The organism is Streptomyces sp. CBMA123 (assembly GCF_014596465.1).
Taxonomy (GTDB): Bacteria; Actinomycetota; Actinomycetes; order Streptomycetales; family Streptomycetaceae; genus Kitasatospora.
The window spans coordinates 19,965-35,738 of sequence record NZ_MECK01000212.1; the positions used below are offsets into that span (position 1 = coordinate 19,965).

Genomic DNA, 15,774 nt, shown 5'->3' on the forward strand with positions numbered 1-15,774 from the left:
CGACCCTGCGACCACCGATCCCGAGGACGCGCGTCCCGTGAACCCGCACCTCGCGCCGGTCGGCGTCCCCGACCCCGCCGCGCTCCCGCACGTGCAGCGACTCTGTGACCTGACCACCCCGTACGCGGCCGGCCCCGAGGCCGACGCACTGTTCGCCGCCGCGATGGCGGAGACCAACGCCTGGCACGCCCGGCGCTCCCCGTTCCTGCGCTCGCTGCTGGACGGCCCGGCGGAGACGGCGGCGCCGACCGTCGGCGAGGGCGTCCGCACACCCCTGGTGCACGCCAACTTCTTCAAGCGGCACGAGGTGCTCTCCATCCCCCGGGAGGAGGTGTTCCTCCACCTCACCTCCTCCGGCACCACCGGCCAGAAGTCGCAGATGTTCTTCGACACCTGGACGATCCGCTCCGCGCAGCGGATGGTGGCCCGGATCTTCGACCACTACGGCTGGATCACCCCCGACCAGCCCGTCAACTACCTGCTGTACAGCTACGAGCCCGCCCCGCGGTTGAAGCTCGGCACCTCGTTCACCGACAACTACCTCTGCGACTTCGCGCCGGCGAACCACACCACCCACGCGCTGCGGCACACCGGCGTCGGCCACGAGTTCGACGTCCACGGCTGCATCGCGGCGCTCCAGCGGTACGCCGAGGACGGGCTGCCGGTGCGCATCCTCGGCTTCCCCGCGTTCCTGCACTTCACCCTGGAGCGGATGCGGGCCCTCGGGCTGCCCCCGCTCCAACTGCCGGCCGGCTCCCTGGTGCTGCTCGGCGGCGGCTGGAAGGGCCACACCGACCGGCAGATCGGCAAGGACCGGTTCTACGCCGAGGTCACGGAGCAGCTGGGCATCCCCTCGGACCGGATCCGCGACACCTTCGGCTCCGTCGAGCACTGCGTGCCGTACGTCGAGTGCGGGCACCACCGGCTGCACGTCCCGGTCTGGTCGCGGGCCGCCGTGCGCGACACCCGCACCCTGGAGCCGCTGCCGTACGGCGCGCGCGGCTTCCTCCACCTGGTCTCGCCGTACATCACCTCGGTGCCGGCGCAGAGCGTCGTCATGGGGGACCTCGCCTCGCTGCACCCCGCGCAGGAGTGCCCCTGCCCCCTGCCCACGCCCTGGTTCACCGTGCACGGCCGCGCCGGGGTCAGCCGCAACCGCAACTGCGCGGCGGCCGCCGCCGAACTCCTGAAGGGACTGTCGTGAACCCCGAGTCCGCAAGCACCGGAGCCCACTTCTGGCAGGGCTCGTTCATCGACGACCAGGAGGCCGCCGACCGGCTCGCCGGGCTCCCGGAGCTCGCCGCCCGGGTCCTCGCCGAACCCCTGGCCACCGAGCTGGTGCTGAACGCCTGCCAGCAGCTCGCCGACGCGCTCTCCGCCGCCCCCGCCGACGACCTCGCGGACGACCTCTGCGCCACCCCCGCCGACGCCGCCGGCACCGCGGCCCACCCCGTCCGCACCCGGCTGCTCGCCGTACTGACCGACGGCGGCACCGACCCGGACGAGGCGGCCGCGACCCTCGACGAGATCGCCGGGGCGATCACCCGCCCGGCCCTGGAGCGCAAGCTCCGGCGCGAGCTCGGCGGGCTGCGCCCCGAACGGCTCACCCGGCCCGATGCCCGCGAAACCGTCTTCGAGGCCTGGGCGCCGGTCGGCCTGCTGGTCCACATCGCGCCAGGCAACGCCGCCGCCGTCGCGCCGCTCACCGTCGTCGAGGGCCTGCTCACCGGGAACCTCAACGTCCTCAAGACCAGCAGCGGCGACACCCCGCTCGCCCAGCACCTGCTCGCCGAGCTGGCCGCCGCCGACCCGACCGGCGCGCTCGCCCGCCGGATCGTCGTACTGCGCTTCCCCTCCGCCCGCACCGAGTGGCTGCGGCTGCTCTGCGAGGCCGCCGACGCCGTCTCGGTCTGGGGCGGCGAGGACGCCGTCCGCGCGATCGCCGACCTCGTCCCGGCCGGCTGCCGACTGGTCGAGTGGGGCCACCGGATCTCCTTCGCCTACCTCACCCGCGATGCCTGGTCCGACGGCTCGACCCTGGACGCGCTCGCCGCCGACGTCTGCCGCTTCGAGCAGCAGGCCTGCTCCAGCCCCCAGGTCGTCTACCTCGACACCGAGGACGACGGCGAGGTCTTCGCCTTCGCCGAACGGTTCGCCGCCCACCTCGCCACCGCCTCCGCCGCGCAGCCCCGGCCCGAACTCGAACCGGCCGAGCACGCCGAGATCACCACCACCGAACTGATCGCCCGGCTCGAGGAACACCTGGGCCTGACCCGGGTGGTCGCCGCCGAGGACGGCTCCTGGCGCGTCCTCGCCGACACCCGCCCCGCTCTGGCCGCCTCTCCGCTCAACCGCAGCGTCTGGGTCAAGCCGCTGCCCCGCGCCGACGTCATACCGGTGCTGCGCCCGATGCGCCGCTACCTGCAGACCGCCGCGATCGGCGGCAGCCGCGCCGACGTCGCCCGGCTCTCCCGGGCAGTCCTCGCCGCCGGCGCGCTGCGGGTCACCCCCGTCGGCGGGATGCTCGACAGCTACCACGGCGAGCCCCACGACGGCGTCTACGCCCTCCAGCGCTACAGCCGCCGGGTCAGCGTCCGGGCGGCCGGCGAGGCCTTCGCCACCACCGCCTGCCTGGACGACCTGGCCGCCCCCGCCGCCGTCCCGGCCGCCCCCGTCGGCCCGCTGCTGGACAAGGCCGGCGTTCAGGAACAGCTGCGCACCCTGGCACCGGACCACGCCCACCTGTACTTCCGCAGCGGCGGCAGCACCGGCGCCCCGGCCCTGTCGGTGTTCACCAACGCCGACTACGACACCCAGATGCGGGCCGCCGCCGACGGCCTGCTCGCCGCCGGCTTCGACCCGGCCCGGGACCGCGCCGCCAACCTGTTCTACTGCGGCGGCATGTACGGGAGCTTCATCAGCTTCTTCTCCATCCTGGAGCGCCTCAACGCCACCCAGCTCCCCCTCGCGGCCGGCCCCGACCACGCCGCCACCGCCGAGGCGCTGGTGACGCACCGCGCGGACACCGTCCTCGGCATGCCCTCCTACCTCTGGCAGCTGTTCCACGACCAGGGCGAAGTGCTGCGCGGGTACGGCGGCATCCGCAAGGTGTTCTACGGCGGCGAGCACTTCACGGCGGAGCAACGCCGGGTGCTCACCGAGGAGTTCGGCGTCCAGCTGATCCGCTCGGCGGCGTACGGCAGCACCGACCTGGGGCCGCTCGGCTACCAGTGCACCCACAGCGAGGGCTCGGTCCACCACGTCCTGACCGACCTGCACACCCTGGAGGTCCTGGACCGCGAGGCCGACCGCCCGGCACTCCCCGAAGAACCCGGCCGCCTGGTCTTCACCACCCGCACCCGGGCCGGGCAGCGCCTGGAGCGGTACCAGATCGGCGACCTCGGCCGCGCCGTCGAGGGCGTCTGCCCCTGCGGCAGCCACACCCCGCGGATCGAACTCCTCGGCCGTTACGGCGATGTCGTCCGGGTCGGCACCTACTTCCTCAACGTCCGCCGCCTCATCGCGGTGGCGGCCGAGGACCTCGGCTACCGCGGCGAACTACAGCTGCTCCTGGACGCGGGCGACGGCCGGGAACTGGTCACCGTCCGCCTCGACGAGCGCTACGTCCCGGACGCCGCGGCCGCCACCGCCGCCCGGGAGGCCTTCCTGACCGCCGTCCCCGAACTGGGCACCGCCGTCGCCGAAGGCCTGCTCACCTGCACGGTCGAGACGGCCCCCACCGCCGCCTTCGAACGCACCCCCACCAGCGGCAAACTGCGCACGGTCGTCGACCGCCGCCGCCCCTCCGCCTGACCCACCGTCTGACCCCCCTGGCACAGGGCCGGGGCCCGGCCTGTCCGGGCCCCGGCCCTGCTCTGCCCTGCCCTGAACCCATGTCTGGCACCTGAACACCACGGCGGGCAACGCTCAGCGACTCACCGCCGAGAACCGCACCCGGGGCGAGGCCGCCGGGTAGCTGCGGCCGGCAATCTCCGCCTACTGTCCCGGTTCGAGCCCGGCCCGCTCGCCGTTCTGACGAACGCGGCCCTGCTGCGTGCCCAGGCCGCTGCGGACCGAGTCCAGGATCGTCAGGCCCTGGCTGACCAGGCCCGCCGCGATCTCGCCCAAGCCGTCGGTGCCATTGAGGACGTTCACGTTGGCGCCCGCGAGCCCGCCCGCCGCCTCCTTGACGATCTGCGGCAACTGGTCGATCAGCATCCGGTCCAGCGCCACCCGGTCATACGAGGCCGCCGCCTCGGCCTGGATCTTCATCCGCTCCGCCTCGGCCTGCGCCACGACCCGGATCCGCTCGGCCTCCGCCTCGGCCGGCTTCACGATCTCGGCGACCAGCTGCTGCTGGCGTAGCTCCGCCGCCCGCTGGGCCAGCTCGGTCTGTGCCGCCAGCACCTCCTGCTGCGCGTGGGCCTGCGCCAGCGGGCCGGCCTGGGCGGCCTGTGCCTGCGCCTGGTCCACCTCGGCGCTGTACTGCGCCTTCACCACCGCCGTCTGCCGCGCGTACTCGGCCTGCTGCCGGGCGGACTGTTGCTCCGCCTCCGCTGCGGCCTGGGCGGCCTGCGCCTGGGCGATCTGGGCCTGCCGCTGGATGGCCGCCCGGTGCGGGGCCGACATCGCGACGATGTAACCGGTGTCTCCGTCATCGATCGACTGGATCTGAAGCGAGTCCACGATCAGTCCGATCTTCGCCATCTCAGCCTTCGAGGTGTCCAGGACCTCGGTGGCGAGCTTCTGCCGCTCGGTGACGATCTCTTCGACCGTCATCGAGCCGATGATGGCACGCAGGTGCCCGGCGAAGATCCGGCCGGTCAGCACGGACATCTGATCCTGGTCGGACAGGAAGCGCTGGCCGGCGTTGACGATGCTCTCGCTGTCGTTGCCGACCTTGAACGCGATCACCGCCCGTACCGTCAGCGCGATGCCCTGCTTGGTGACGCAGGTCTCCGCGACCTCCGCCTCGCACATCGCCAGAGTCAGGAAGCGGACCTTACGGAAGACCGGCAGCACGAACGTGCCGTGTCCGGTCACCACACGGAACGGCGCACCCGCGAGGCCCCGCTGTCCGCCTGAGATCAGCATCGCCTCGTCGGGGGCGGGAACACGATAGCCGAACATCCTGGTTGTCTCCTCAGCGAATGCCGTCGGCACGGTCGGCCCACGGGTCGTCGGTCGGGTCGGTCCACTCGATGACGTCGACCTGGCGCGTACCACGCGATTCGATCACCAGGACGGACGTCCCCTTCGGCAGGGGCTCCTCCGACCAGGCGAGGAAGGACTCCGAACCGCCCCTGATCTTCACCAGGACCTCACCAGGGCCGGCGGCTCCCCTGGTGCCGATCACCAACACCCCCGGGCAACCGATCACGGCCTGGTCCGACACCACCGGCGACCCCTTCTCTTGTCGAACGTCGCGCGACCACCGTGGCAGCAGCTCGCGTCGGCGGCGCACAGGCGCACGACCGGCTTACCGTACCGAAGCAACGCTGATTCCAGGGTGTCACGTGACGCTCGCGCTGTCGAAGGGATGTGCACGAGTGCGTTCGGCCGCACCGGGCCTCCACGGCACACACATCGATACTGACGCGACGTCAAAAAAGGTGCCTACGGCGAGTTCCCTCACTCGACCCACCTCCCGCACCGGGCGCGGTGGGCGGCGATCAGGTCGCGGTACCAGGCGTACGAGGCCTTCGGGGTGCGCCGCTGCGTCGCGAAGTCGACGTGGACGAGGCCGAAGCGCCGGTGGTGGCCCTCGGCCCGTCGAACGGGGTGTCATCGTACGGTGCCTGGCGGCTGTTCTGCGACGGGACGTTCGCCGGCTGCTCGCTCACGGGCCGGATGTCGGGACGCCCGGTGGCAGGTACTGCTCGGCCCAGATGATCTTGCCCTCGGGGGTGTAGCGGACGCCCCAGCGTTCGGTGAGCTGGGCGACGAGGAACAGGCCGCGGCCGCCCTCGTCCTCCTCGACCGCGTAGCGCAGGTGCGGGGCGGTGCTGCTGCTGTCGGAGACCTCACAGATCAGCGCGCGGTCGTACAGCAGCCGCACCCTGATCGGTCCGGTCGCATAGCGGATGGCGTTGGTCACCAGTTCACTGAGCACCAGTTCGGTGACGAAGGCGGCCTCGTCGAGACCCCACTCGGCGAGCTGTCGGGTGGCCTCGGCGCGGGCCTGGGCCACGGCCTCCGGAGCCGGGGCCACCTCCCACTCGGCGGTCCGATCGGGCTCCAGCACGCGGGTGCGGGCGACGAGGAGGGCGATGTCGTCGGTCTGACGGTCAGGCAGCAGCGCGTCGAGCACGGCGTCGCAGATCGCCTGGGGCGATCGGTCGGGGCGGGCCAGGACGGCCGTCAGGATGTCCAGGCCGACGCCGATGTCACGGGTGCGGTCCTCGACGAGGCCGTCGGTGTAGAGGATCAGGCTGCTACCCGGTGGCAGCCGCACCTCCGTTGCTTCGAAGGGCATCCCGCCCAGGCCGAGCGGCGGGCCGTCGGGGAGGCCGAGGAGCTCCACCGTGCCGTCCGGGTGGACGAGGGCGGGCGGGGGATGGCCCGCCCGGGCCAGCGCACAGGTGGCCGTGCTGGGGTCGTAGATCGCGTAGAGGCAGGTGGCGCCGGTGATCGCGAGCTCACCCCCGGCCGCGGCCGCCTCCTGGTCGATGTGGGCGACCAGATCGTCAAGGTGTCCGAGGAGCTCGTCCGGCGGCAGGTCGAGGGTGGAGAAGTTCTGGACAGCGGTACGCAGGCGGCCCATGGTCGCCGCCGCGTGCATGCCGTGGCCGACCACGTCGCCGACGACGAGCGCGACCCGGGCGCCCGGCAGCGGGATGACGTCGAACCAGTCGCCGCCGACCCCTGCCTGGGCGGGCAGGTAGCGGTAGGCGACGTCGAGGGCACTCTGCTCGGGCAACGCGCGCGGCAACAGGCTGTGCTGCAGGGTGACGGCCATCGTGTGCTCGCGGGTGAAGCGGCGGGCGTTGTCGACGGACACGGCGGCCCGGGCGGCCAGCTCCTCGGCCAGGGAGAGGTCGTCATCCTCGAACGGGCCTCTGTCACGGCCACGCCAGAAGCAGGCGATGCCCATCAGCACACCCCGCGCCGTCAGCGGAACGGCGATCAGCGACGCCAGGCCGAATTCCAGCACCGCCTGGGTACGCTCGGCATCCTGCATGCGCCACCCGGCATCGGCCGCCAGTTCGGGGACCAGCGCGGATCGCCCGCTGACGAAGCCCGCCGCCTGCGGGGTACTCCCCACCCATCGGACCAGCGTGCCCTGGGGGTACAGCGGCGAATCGTCCCGGATGCCCGCGAGCGCCACCCGCCGCAGCTCCACCGTGGCACCGACCGTCAGGGTCTGCGGCTCCTCGCCCCGCAGGACCGCTTCGGCGAGGTCGACGGTGGCGTAGTCGCAGAATTCCCGGGAGGCCGTCCCGGCGAGTTCCTCCGCGGTACGCCGGACGTCCAGGGTGGTGCCGATGGCCATGCCGGCCTCGTACAGCAGCCTGAGCCGACCGCGGGCGACCTCGGCCTTCCCCGCGAGGGCGCGCAACTCGGTGGAATCGCGCAGGGTGGTGACGCTGCCGGGCGGGCCTCCCCCACTGTCGGTGGGGCGGTTGTTGACAGCCAGCAGGCGGTCGCCCACGGGGAGCACCTCGTCGGTGACCGCGCACTCGGAGAGCAGCAGTTCGGTCGTACGGGGGTCGAGGCCGAGGTCGGTGACAGCTCGCCCCTCAGCGTCGGAGGGCAGGTCCAACAGCCGGCGCGCCTCGTCGTTGGCGAGCAGGACCCGGCCGTCGCCGCTGACGATGGCCACGCCCTCGCGCACCGCGTGCAGCACCGCGTCGTGGTGCTCGTACATCCTGGTCATCTCCTGCGGCCCCAAGCCGTGGGTCTGCCGCAGGAGACGCCTGCCCACCAGCGCAGTACCGGCCGTGGCCAGGCCGAGCGCGACGGCACCGGCGCCCAGCACGACCGGCAGCTGGCGGTTCACCGTGCTGCTCACGTTGGCGACCTTCATCCCGGCGGACACGATGCCCACGACCGCACCGTGGGTGTCCTCCACCGGAACCACCACCTGGTACTCCAGGCCGAGCGGGCCGTGCACCTGCTCGACGGTGACTCGGCCCTGCAGCGACGGCCCGATGGTGCCGACGAACTTCTTGCCGATCTGCTCCGGCTGGGGGTGGGTGTAGCGGATGCCGTTTCGGTCGGTCACCACGATGAAATCGACCTTGGCGTCCTTGCGGGCCGCTTCGGTCAGGGGCTGGAGCACCGTGCTGGGATCGGGGCCCTGCATCGTCGCCACCAGACCGGGGCCGTGGGCGAACGCCTCGGCCGCAGCGAGCGAACGGTCGCGCGCTGCGGCGAACCGGTCGCTGCGAGACTCGATCAGAAGTGCGACGACCGCCGCCACCACGAGCAGCAGCACGATCAACACCTGGAGGAGGAACATCTGACCGGCGACGCTGCGGATGCTCGTCACCGACCGCAGCCGCCGCGCCGACGGCTCCCCCGGAATCGGACTCGGATGCCGCCGCCCGCCATGACCACCCGCTCGGCCCGGCACCCGGGGCGCGGGGCCCGTGTCTCTCGCCATACACCCATGGTCCCGCCCCGGACAGCGCGGGACACGCCGCACGGGGCACCTCGCCCGAGCACCCCCTGGTACGCCCCGCCCGCAGGCCGCGGAAGCGGCCCCGCTCCGTCATGGCTCAGCGGGGGACGGAGCGGATCAGCAGCAACGCGACGTCGTCGGTGCGGTGCTCTCCGTGTCCGGCCCGATCGACGAGCGCGTCGGCCAGCCGGTCGAGTGGTTCGCCGCCGTGGCGGGCCAGCGTGGCGGTGAGGTCCGCCAACGCCTGGTCGAGATCCGTACCGGGCGTCTCGATGAGGCCGTCGGTGTACAGGACCAGAGTGGTGCCGATCGGCAGGTCGATGCGGATCTGCGGGTAGTCGGCGGCGGGGTCGACGTTCAGCACCAGGCCGACGGGCGGCTCCAGCGCGTCCGCCCGGCCGTCCGGGCGGTATCGCAGGGGCACGGGGTGACCGGCGTCGGCCAGCCAGGCCTCACGGCGGGCGAGGTCGACGCGAAGGTAGACGCAGCTGGCCAGCAAGGCGGTCTCCAGGTCGGCCACCAGGCGGTTGGTGCGGGAGAGCACGGTGCTCGGATCGGCATCGGCCGCGGCGAAGGCACGGACAGCGGTACGGACCTGGCCCATCAGCGCGGCGGCGTTGACGTTGTGGCCCTGGACGTCGCCGATCACCACGGCCACGCTGTCAGGCCCGACCCGGATGACGTCGTAGAAGTCGCCTCCGATGTCCATGCCCTCCGTGCACGGGAGGTAGCGGGCACTGATCTCCAGGCTCGGGACGTCCGGCAGTGCACGGGGCAGCAGGCTTTCCTGGAGGCCGTGGGCGAGACCGAGCTTGGTGTCGTACAGCCGGGCCCGGTCCAGGGCCTGGGCGATCAGTCCGCCGAGCGAGGTGAGAACGGCGCGTTCCTCGAGATCGAAGTGGTGCGGCTCGGCGAAGGCCAGCACGCAGGTGCCGATCAGCCTGCGCGAGGTCACCAGCGGCAGATAGGCCCAGGCGGCCATCCCGTCCTGCGTCTCGGGGCGGCCCGGGTAGACCCGCTCCAACTCCGCACGGGTCTCGAAGTACGCCGGTACGGGGTTGGTGGACGCCCGGACACCGGGCGTGGGCTCGGTCAGCGGAGTGCCGTCGAACTGGTCGACCAGGCCGGGCGGGTAGCCGCGATGGCCCACGATGCGCAGTCGGCCTCCTTCCGCCATCAGCACCGCCACGGCTCGGCCGCCGAACGCCGGCACGATCTGCTCCGAGACCATGCTCACCACGTCCTGCACGCTGACGGCCTCGGTCAGCGCACCGGCGAGGTGGAGGAGGTGGTAGAGCGCCCCGGGCCGGGTGTGCCCCGCCCGGGGCGCCCCGGTGGGCCGGGCGCGGTGGGCGGCGTCGGCGGTGACGATCCGCGCGGTCAGTCCGGACGGGCCCGGGAAGAGCTCGAACGACAGCCACCGGTCCGGCGGCCGCATCGCCACGAAGGAGGTGGACTGCCCGCTGATCACCGCGGCCCGGTAGTGGTACTCGTACACCGGGTCCCGCAGCCACGGCAGGACCTCCCACGGCCTCGCGCCCAGCAGCCGCTCGACCGGCTCGCCCAGCAGCTCGGCGGCGGCCGGTGTGACCACGGCCAGCCTGCCGTTCAGATCGATGGCGCAGATGCCCTCGGGAAGCCGTGCCGCCATCGTGGTGAGCTGGGCGACGGAACCGCGCTCCGCCACCTCGGGGCGCGGGCCGGCCCGGACCGGACGTCCTGCCTGGGCTGCCTCCGCCAGCGCCTCGGTCAGGAGCGCGGCGAACGCGCCGAACGCGTCCCGTTCACCGGGCGACATCTCGGGGGGATGTGCCGCGGGCCAGAGCAGGAAGACGGCCCCGTACGCGGTCCTCCGCCTGATGAGTGGGGCGACCGCGAGGCAGAACGCGTACGGCATGGCGACCGCGATCCTCGGATACCTGCGCGCCATGTCCTCCGCGCCGCCCACCCAGACGACCCGGCCGCTGCGCACCGCCTCCGCCACCGGTATCGGTGCGGTCAGGCCGACGCGCTGCCACGGCCTGGTGAACTGCCGGGCAGCCCCCAGTGTCAGAGCCAGTTCGAGCAGCTGCCGGTCCTCGGACAGCAGGTAGAGACCTCCGATGTGCGCATCGAGCCGGGCCGGCGCGGATCGCAGGATCTGCGCTATCGCCTCAAGGCCCTGCCCGGCCGACGCCTCGGCGGCCTCGTGTCCGGGCCCTGGCGACGGATGCCACGGTACGCCCATCACGATCACCCCATTCGAGCCGACCGGTGAACCCGTAGGCCCCCTCCCATAGTGGCCCGGTCTGGCCCCCGCTACTCGCCGCCCGTCGTCGCCCCCCGCCACAGACAGGAGTCCTGTGTCGCCCCGCGTAGCCGCCGGAGTGCCGACCGGTGGCCGTCGACGGCAGGGTGTCAGGTCAGCGCCCTGGACCGCCAGTAACCGAACCGGTCGAGCGGGTCACCGTCGAGTGTCCACGGCCAGGCGGTGACCGTGTCGCCGATCAGGCCGAAGGCGTCGGCACACTCGCGCACGCGGCCGGCCTGGACCATGGCGAAGGCGAGCAGGTTGAGGTCGGCCAGAGCGGCCGCGTGCCGCAGGTGGCCGGGACGCGGCCAGCCCGCCAGAGCGGTCTCCAACGCGGTGGCGGCCCGGTTGTTCTCCCACTGGCGGCGGACCAGCAGGGCCTCGACGCCGCCCCGGGCGGCGATGCGGGTGTGTTCGTCGACCAGTGCGGTCAGTTCCACGCCCACGGCCGGTGCGGTGGCCGGCACCGAGGCCCGAACAGCGTGCACGAAGTCCAGCTGACTGCTGCGCGAGCCGCACTCCTCCGGCGACAGGTAGCGCAGCATGTGCAGATGGGCCTCACGGTTCCAGGGGTCGCGCGCTGTCACCTCGTGCCAGACGGCGAACACCTCTCGCGATTCGGCGCGCGTCAGACGCAGGATCCCGAGCAGCACCACCCACGGCGTGGGGTCGTCGGGAACGGCGGCGGCGGCACGACGGCAGCATTCGGCGGTGGCGGGGGCGTCCTCCATCCGCCCCGCCCACCGGCCACGGCACAGCTCGACCCACGCCTCGAAGACCTGCGGGTCGGCACCGCGCGGGCGGCGCGTCCGCCAGGAGCGGGAGAGCGCCGAGTGCGCAGCCGCCTCGGCGAGCACGGCGAAGCGGTGCGCGCGACGGTCCCAGTCCGTACCGGCCCCGTGGAGCAGCCGCTCGATCTGGTCGATCTGAATTCCGTGCTGCCCCGGCATCGCGGGTGAATTCAGCTGTCGCCGCACGCGACCGAGTTCAACGTCGTCGAGTTCCGGCCGCAGGCGCGGGCCGGAAGCGCGAAGTCTTCGAAGGATCGACACGCGCCGCAGCCTAGGCCACCGGTCGAATTTCAGAAACCCCCGAAAGGAAACCGATATGTCCAGCAGATTCCGGTGACCCTACCGCCCCGTACGGCGACCAGAAGGGGCACGGCGGGACTCGACTCCGAGCCCTCGGACGGCGGCTGCGGACCGAGAGTCGGCGGGGGCCCCGCAGGAGGGCCTGGAGATTATGCGGGGACACGACTCCGGCCGTCACGCACGACCGCTGGTTCGCCCGGCCCGTCGACCGGTTCACGGTCTTCGGCCCGGACGGCGTCGCGCGGGAGACACCCGAACCGGTGCGGGCCGAGCGCAAGGTCGAACGGGCTCACCGAGCCCGCGATCTGACATTCAGTCGGCAGCTCATTGGCAAATGATTCACTGAATTTCTCCCACCATTCCCGTTCGCACCGCGTACGGAGTGAGGCGCTTTTGTCCCAGCAGACCGTTCCCGGCCATTCCCTCCGATCGTTGCGTTCGCCTGCGAGGCCCTGCGTTCGGGCATCAACACCGTGCTACAAGGGAGTTACCAGCCCCTGTTTCGCATGTCGCGCCTTGTGGGCGGCGATCAGGTCGCGGTACCAGGCGTACGAGGCCTTCGGGGTGCGCCGCTGCGTCGCGAAGTCGACGTGGACGAGGCCGAAGCGCTGGTGGTAACCCTCGGCCCATTCGTAGTTGTCGAGGAGGGACCAGGTGTAGTAGCCGCGGATGTCGACGCCTTCGGCGACGGCCTGGGCGACGGCGTCGAGGTGGGCGGCGAGGTAGTCGATGCGGGGTTGGTCGGGGTCGGTGGACTCCTCGACGGAGCAGCCGTTCTCGGTGATGGTGATCGGCGGGAGGGCGGTGCCGTACACGTCGCGGAGGCCGAGGAGGAGTTGGCGCAGGGCGTCGGGGACGACGGGCCAGCCGAAGGCGGTGTGGGGGACGTCGGGGATGGCGACCAGGTCGAAGGGGAGGTCCGGGTCGCTGGGGGCGGCGACGCGGGTGGGGTTGTAGAAGTTGACGCCGAGGCCGTCGAGTCCGGGGGCGTGGATGAGGTCGACGTCGCCGGGGCGGATCGCGCCGAAGATGTCGTCGGGGACGCCGAGGGCGGAGAGGTCGGGGTAGCGGCCCAGCAGGACGGGGTCGGTGAACAGGCGGTTGTGCAGGGCGTCGTAGGCCCGGGCGGCGGCCGCGTCCTCGGCCGAGGGGGAGGCCGGCTCGACGGGGGTGAGGTTGTTGGAGAGCATCACCTCCAGGCCGCGGTCGTGGAGCAGGGAGGCGGCGAGGCCGTGGGCGAGGAGTTGGTGGTGGGCGGCCGGGAGGGCTTCGAACATCAGGGTGTGGCCGGGGGCGTGGGTGCCGAGGGCGTAGCCGAAGACGGTGTGGACGAAGGGCTCGTTGAGGGTGATCCAGGTGGGGATGCGGTCGCCGAGGCGGTCGGCCATCACGGTGGCGTAGTCGGCGAAGCGGTAGGCGGTGTCGCGGTTGAGCCAGCCGCCGTGGTCTTCGAGGGCCTGGGGGAGGTCCCAGTGGAAGAGGGTGGGGAGGGGGGTGATGCCCGCCTCCAGCAACGCGTCGACCAGCCGGTCGTAGAAGGCGAGTCCGGCGGGGTTGACGGCGCCCGCGCCCGTGGGCAGGACGCGGGGCCAGGAGAGGGAGAAGCGGTAGCCGTCGAGCCCGAGGTCCTTCATCAGGGCGACGTCCTCGGGGTACCGGTGGTAGTGGTCGCAGGCGGTCGCGCCGGTGTGGCCGTCGCGGACGGCGCCGGGGCGGGCCGCGAAGGTGTCCCAGACGGACGGGCCGCGGCCGTCCTCGTCGACGGCCCCCTCGATCTGGTAGGCGGCGGTGGCGGCGCCCCAGCGGAAGCCGGGCGGTAGGTCGAGACGGTCCGGCATGGCGGCCTCCTCCTGGTAGCACACGAGGGCAGAACATGAGGGTGACTCATGTTACCGACGCGTCACCGAAACACCAGAGGCGCGCCGGACAACGGGAGGCCGCAAGGGGGATGTCCTCATGTGGCTTGTCCGGCAACGCTACTGACAGCGCCTCAGCTGGTCGGTGCCGTGTTCGCCCGACGGGCCGTCGGCGGCAGCGGAGAGCAGCAGGTGGGCGAGGTCGGTCGGGCGGGAGAACATCGGCCAGTGGCCGGTGTCGAGTTCGGCCAGCCGCCAGTGCCCGCCGGTCAGCAGTGCGGCCACCTCCTCGTCCGGTTCCGCCCCGGCGAGCAGGCACTTGACGTAGGTCGTGGGCAGGTCGGCGAGGGGGCCGGTCAGGGTGGCGGGTTCGGTCAGGGTGGCGCCCGGGTGCGGGGTCGCGCCGGCGAGGATGCGGGCGGTCTGTTCCTCGGAGAGGCCGTGGCCCGCGAAGTGTTCGGCCTGCCCGCAGGGCCAGAAGCCGCCGTTGTCGGCGATCGTTGCCGTCAGTGCCGCGCCGCCGTCGGGCCAGCCGGCGGCGAAGGACCGGCCGTCGACGGGGACGTCGGAGTCGACGAGGACCATCCGGGCCAGCCGGTCGCCGATCCGCTGCGCCGCCTGGCCGACCGGGACGCCCGCGTAGCTGTGGCCGACCAGCACGACCTGGCGCAGGTCGTGGCGCTCGACCTCGGTCACGATGTCCTGGACGTGGGTCCGCTGCCCGGCCGGCAGGCCGCGTTTGTCGGCCAGCCCGGACAGCGTCAGCGGGTGGACGGCGTGGCCGGCCGCACGGAGGTGCGGGACCACGTCGTCCCAGGCCCACGACCCGAGCCGGGCTCCGGCGACCAGTACGAAGTTCACCATCGCCGCACCGTAGCGGAGCGGCCCGGCGGCCGTCGTGCGGATATCCGCCGGGGGCAGCCCGGTTGCGGTCGGTCGCCGGCGACGGCGACGGCGACGGCGACGGCGGGCTCAGGCTCCGGCCACGGCCGTGAACTCGGCGGTGTGGACGGCGTCGCCGTGCTTGAAGTCGAGGTAGAGCCGGTACGGGCCCGCCGTGGGGGCCACCGCGTGGAAGGTGATGTCCGGGCCTGGCGCGGTGGTGCCGTCGCCGGGTTCGCCGTCGGGGTGGACGTGCAGGTAGGCGAGGTCGGCGGCGCGCAGGGCGACCAGGTGGCCGTAGGCGGCCAGGTAGGGCTGGAGGTCGGTGACGGGGGCGCCGTCGCGCGTCACGGTGAAGGTGAGCGGAGCGCCGTTGCCGGCCGCCAACTCGCCGGTCAGTGTGACGGTGTAGCCGTCGACGGTGGCGGTGGCCGAGGCCTCCGGCAGCGGCCGGCCGGTCGTCTCGCCGGGGAGGGTGAGGTCGACGCCGAGGGTGAGCGGGGCGGCGCCGACGGCCTTGAAATCGGCGTACGCGTGGTAGGCGGCGGGCCCGTCGAAGGGGCCGGCGACGCGCCAGGTGCCGTCCGCGTCCAGCTCGGGGTGGACGTGCCGGTAGCCGGAGAGGTCGTGGCGGACGACGATCAGGTGCAGCAGGGCCTCGTGCTGCGGCTCGTACCCGGTGACGGGCTTGCCGTCGGGCCCGGTGATCCGGAAGGTGAACTCGCCCTCGGGGCCGACGGTCTCCGGTATCAGGGTGTAGCCCTGGTCGGAGGCCGTCAGCCCCTGCGGAGCGCCGTGGCCGTGGTGGCCGCCATGACCGCCATGACCTTGGTGCCCGTCGTGGCCGTGGTGCTCGACGTGCCCGTCGTGCCCGTCGTGCCCGTCGTGCTCGTCGTGCCCGTGGTGCTCGTCGTGTGCATGGTGCTCGTCGTGCTCGTGGTGCTCCTGCTCGTGGTGCTGATGCGTGTTCATGTCGGTCATGAACGTGGCCCGTGGCACCCGCGTTCCCCACAGGCGTTCCGCTGCCGGCGA

Annotated in this window: 10 protein-coding genes and 2 pseudogenes; 3 read left to right on the forward strand and 9 right to left on the reverse strand. The window is 72.7% G+C overall.

Annotated features, from left to right (window positions below):
* Positions 1-37: 37 nt before the first annotated feature.
* Together BG452_RS22860 and BG452_RS22865 are read left to right on the forward strand one after the other, a co-directional pair.
* Complete coding sequence (locus BG452_RS22860; protein WP_188306243.1) at positions 38-1,204, forward strand: acyl-protein synthase; 1,167 nt, start codon at positions 38-40, stop codon at positions 1,202-1,204.
* Positions 1,201-3,813, forward strand: a complete 2,613-nt coding sequence (locus BG452_RS22865; protein WP_188306219.1) for an acyl-CoA reductase — start codon at positions 1,201-1,203, stop codon at positions 3,811-3,813. The genes BG452_RS22860 and BG452_RS22865 overlap by 4 nt, the downstream gene beginning before the upstream one ends.
* Positions 3,814-3,996: 183 nt before the next feature.
* Here BG452_RS22865 and BG452_RS22870 read toward each other — a convergent pair whose 3' ends face one another.
* The 6 genes and pseudogenes from BG452_RS22870 to BG452_RS22895 all read right to left on the reverse strand — a co-directional run bounded on the left by BG452_RS22870 (position 3,997) and on the right by BG452_RS22895 (position 11,890).
* Positions 3,997-5,130 (reverse strand): flotillin family protein, encoded by a 1,134-nt coding sequence (locus BG452_RS22870; RefSeq protein ID WP_188306220.1) that lies wholly within the window; start codon positions 5,128-5,130, stop codon positions 3,997-3,999.
* A 13-nt stretch (positions 5,131-5,143) separates the two neighbouring features.
* Positions 5,144-5,398, reverse strand: a complete 255-nt coding sequence (locus BG452_RS22875) for a hypothetical protein (protein WP_188306221.1) — start codon at positions 5,396-5,398, stop codon at positions 5,144-5,146.
* Between the two features lie 233 nt (positions 5,399-5,631).
* Positions 5,632-5,769 (reverse strand): annotated as a pseudogene (locus BG452_RS48135) (family 1 glycosylhydrolase); the annotation flags it as partial.
* Positions 5,770-5,839: 70 nt separating this feature from the next.
* On the reverse strand, positions 5,840-8,461 hold the full coding sequence (locus BG452_RS22885; RefSeq protein ID WP_188306244.1) for a SpoIIE family protein phosphatase: 2,622 nt from the start codon (positions 8,459-8,461) through the stop codon (positions 5,840-5,842).
* 259 nt (positions 8,462-8,720) lie between these two features.
* On the reverse strand, positions 8,721-10,850 hold the full coding sequence (locus tag BG452_RS22890; protein WP_188306222.1) for a SpoIIE family protein phosphatase: 2,130 nt from the start codon (positions 10,848-10,850) through the stop codon (positions 8,721-8,723).
* A 170-nt stretch (positions 10,851-11,020) separates the two neighbouring features.
* On the reverse strand, positions 11,021-11,890 hold the full coding sequence (locus BG452_RS22895; protein WP_317621181.1) for a hypothetical protein: 870 nt from the start codon (positions 11,888-11,890) through the stop codon (positions 11,021-11,023).
* A gap of 223 nt (positions 11,891-12,113) precedes the next feature.
* On the opposite strand from BG452_RS22895, the pseudogene BG452_RS45865 reads away from it, so the two are divergent.
* Positions 12,114-12,342, forward strand: a pseudogene (locus BG452_RS45865) (hypothetical protein); the annotation flags it as partial.
* Between the two features lie 138 nt (positions 12,343-12,480).
* Here the strand turns inward: BG452_RS45865 and BG452_RS22900 are convergent.
* The 3 genes from BG452_RS22900 to BG452_RS22910 all read right to left on the reverse strand — a co-directional run bounded on the left by BG452_RS22900 (position 12,481) and on the right by BG452_RS22910 (position 15,714).
* Positions 12,481-13,842 (reverse strand): GH1 family beta-glucosidase, encoded by a 1,362-nt coding sequence (locus tag BG452_RS22900; RefSeq protein WP_188306224.1) that lies wholly within the window; start codon positions 13,840-13,842, stop codon positions 12,481-12,483.
* Positions 13,843-13,980: 138 nt separating this feature from the next.
* Positions 13,981-14,724, reverse strand: a complete 744-nt coding sequence (locus BG452_RS22905; protein ID WP_188306225.1) for an alpha/beta fold hydrolase — start codon at positions 14,722-14,724, stop codon at positions 13,981-13,983.
* A gap of 108 nt (positions 14,725-14,832) precedes the next feature.
* Positions 14,833-15,714, reverse strand: a complete 882-nt coding sequence (locus BG452_RS22910) for a hypothetical protein (RefSeq protein ID WP_188306226.1) — start codon at positions 15,712-15,714, stop codon at positions 14,833-14,835.
* Positions 15,715-15,774 lie beyond the last annotated feature (60 nt).

What these genes read in the sequence shown, in the direction of transcription:
- BG452_RS22870 (WP_188306220.1), bottom strand. Translation starts at nt 5,130, where the DNA reads ATGTTCGGCTATCGTGTTCCCGCCCCCGACGAGGCGATGCTGATCTCA.
- BG452_RS22885 (WP_188306244.1), bottom strand. Translation starts at nt 8,461, where the DNA reads ATGTTCCTCCTCCAGGTGTTGATCGTGCTGCTGCTCGTGGTGGCGGCG.
- BG452_RS22890 (WP_188306222.1), bottom strand. Translation starts at nt 10,850, where the DNA reads ATGGGCGTACCGTGGCATCCGTCGCCAGGGCCCGGACACGAGGCCGCC.
- BG452_RS22900 (WP_188306224.1), bottom strand. Translation starts at nt 13,842, where the DNA reads ATGCCGGACCGTCTCGACCTACCGCCCGGCTTCCGCTGGGGCGCCGCC.
- BG452_RS22905 (WP_188306225.1), bottom strand. Translation starts at nt 14,724, where the DNA reads ATGGTGAACTTCGTACTGGTCGCCGGAGCCCGGCTCGGGTCGTGGGCC.
- BG452_RS22910 (WP_188306226.1), bottom strand. Translation starts at nt 15,714, where the DNA reads ATGAACACGCATCAGCACCACGAGCAGGAGCACCACGAGCACGACGAG.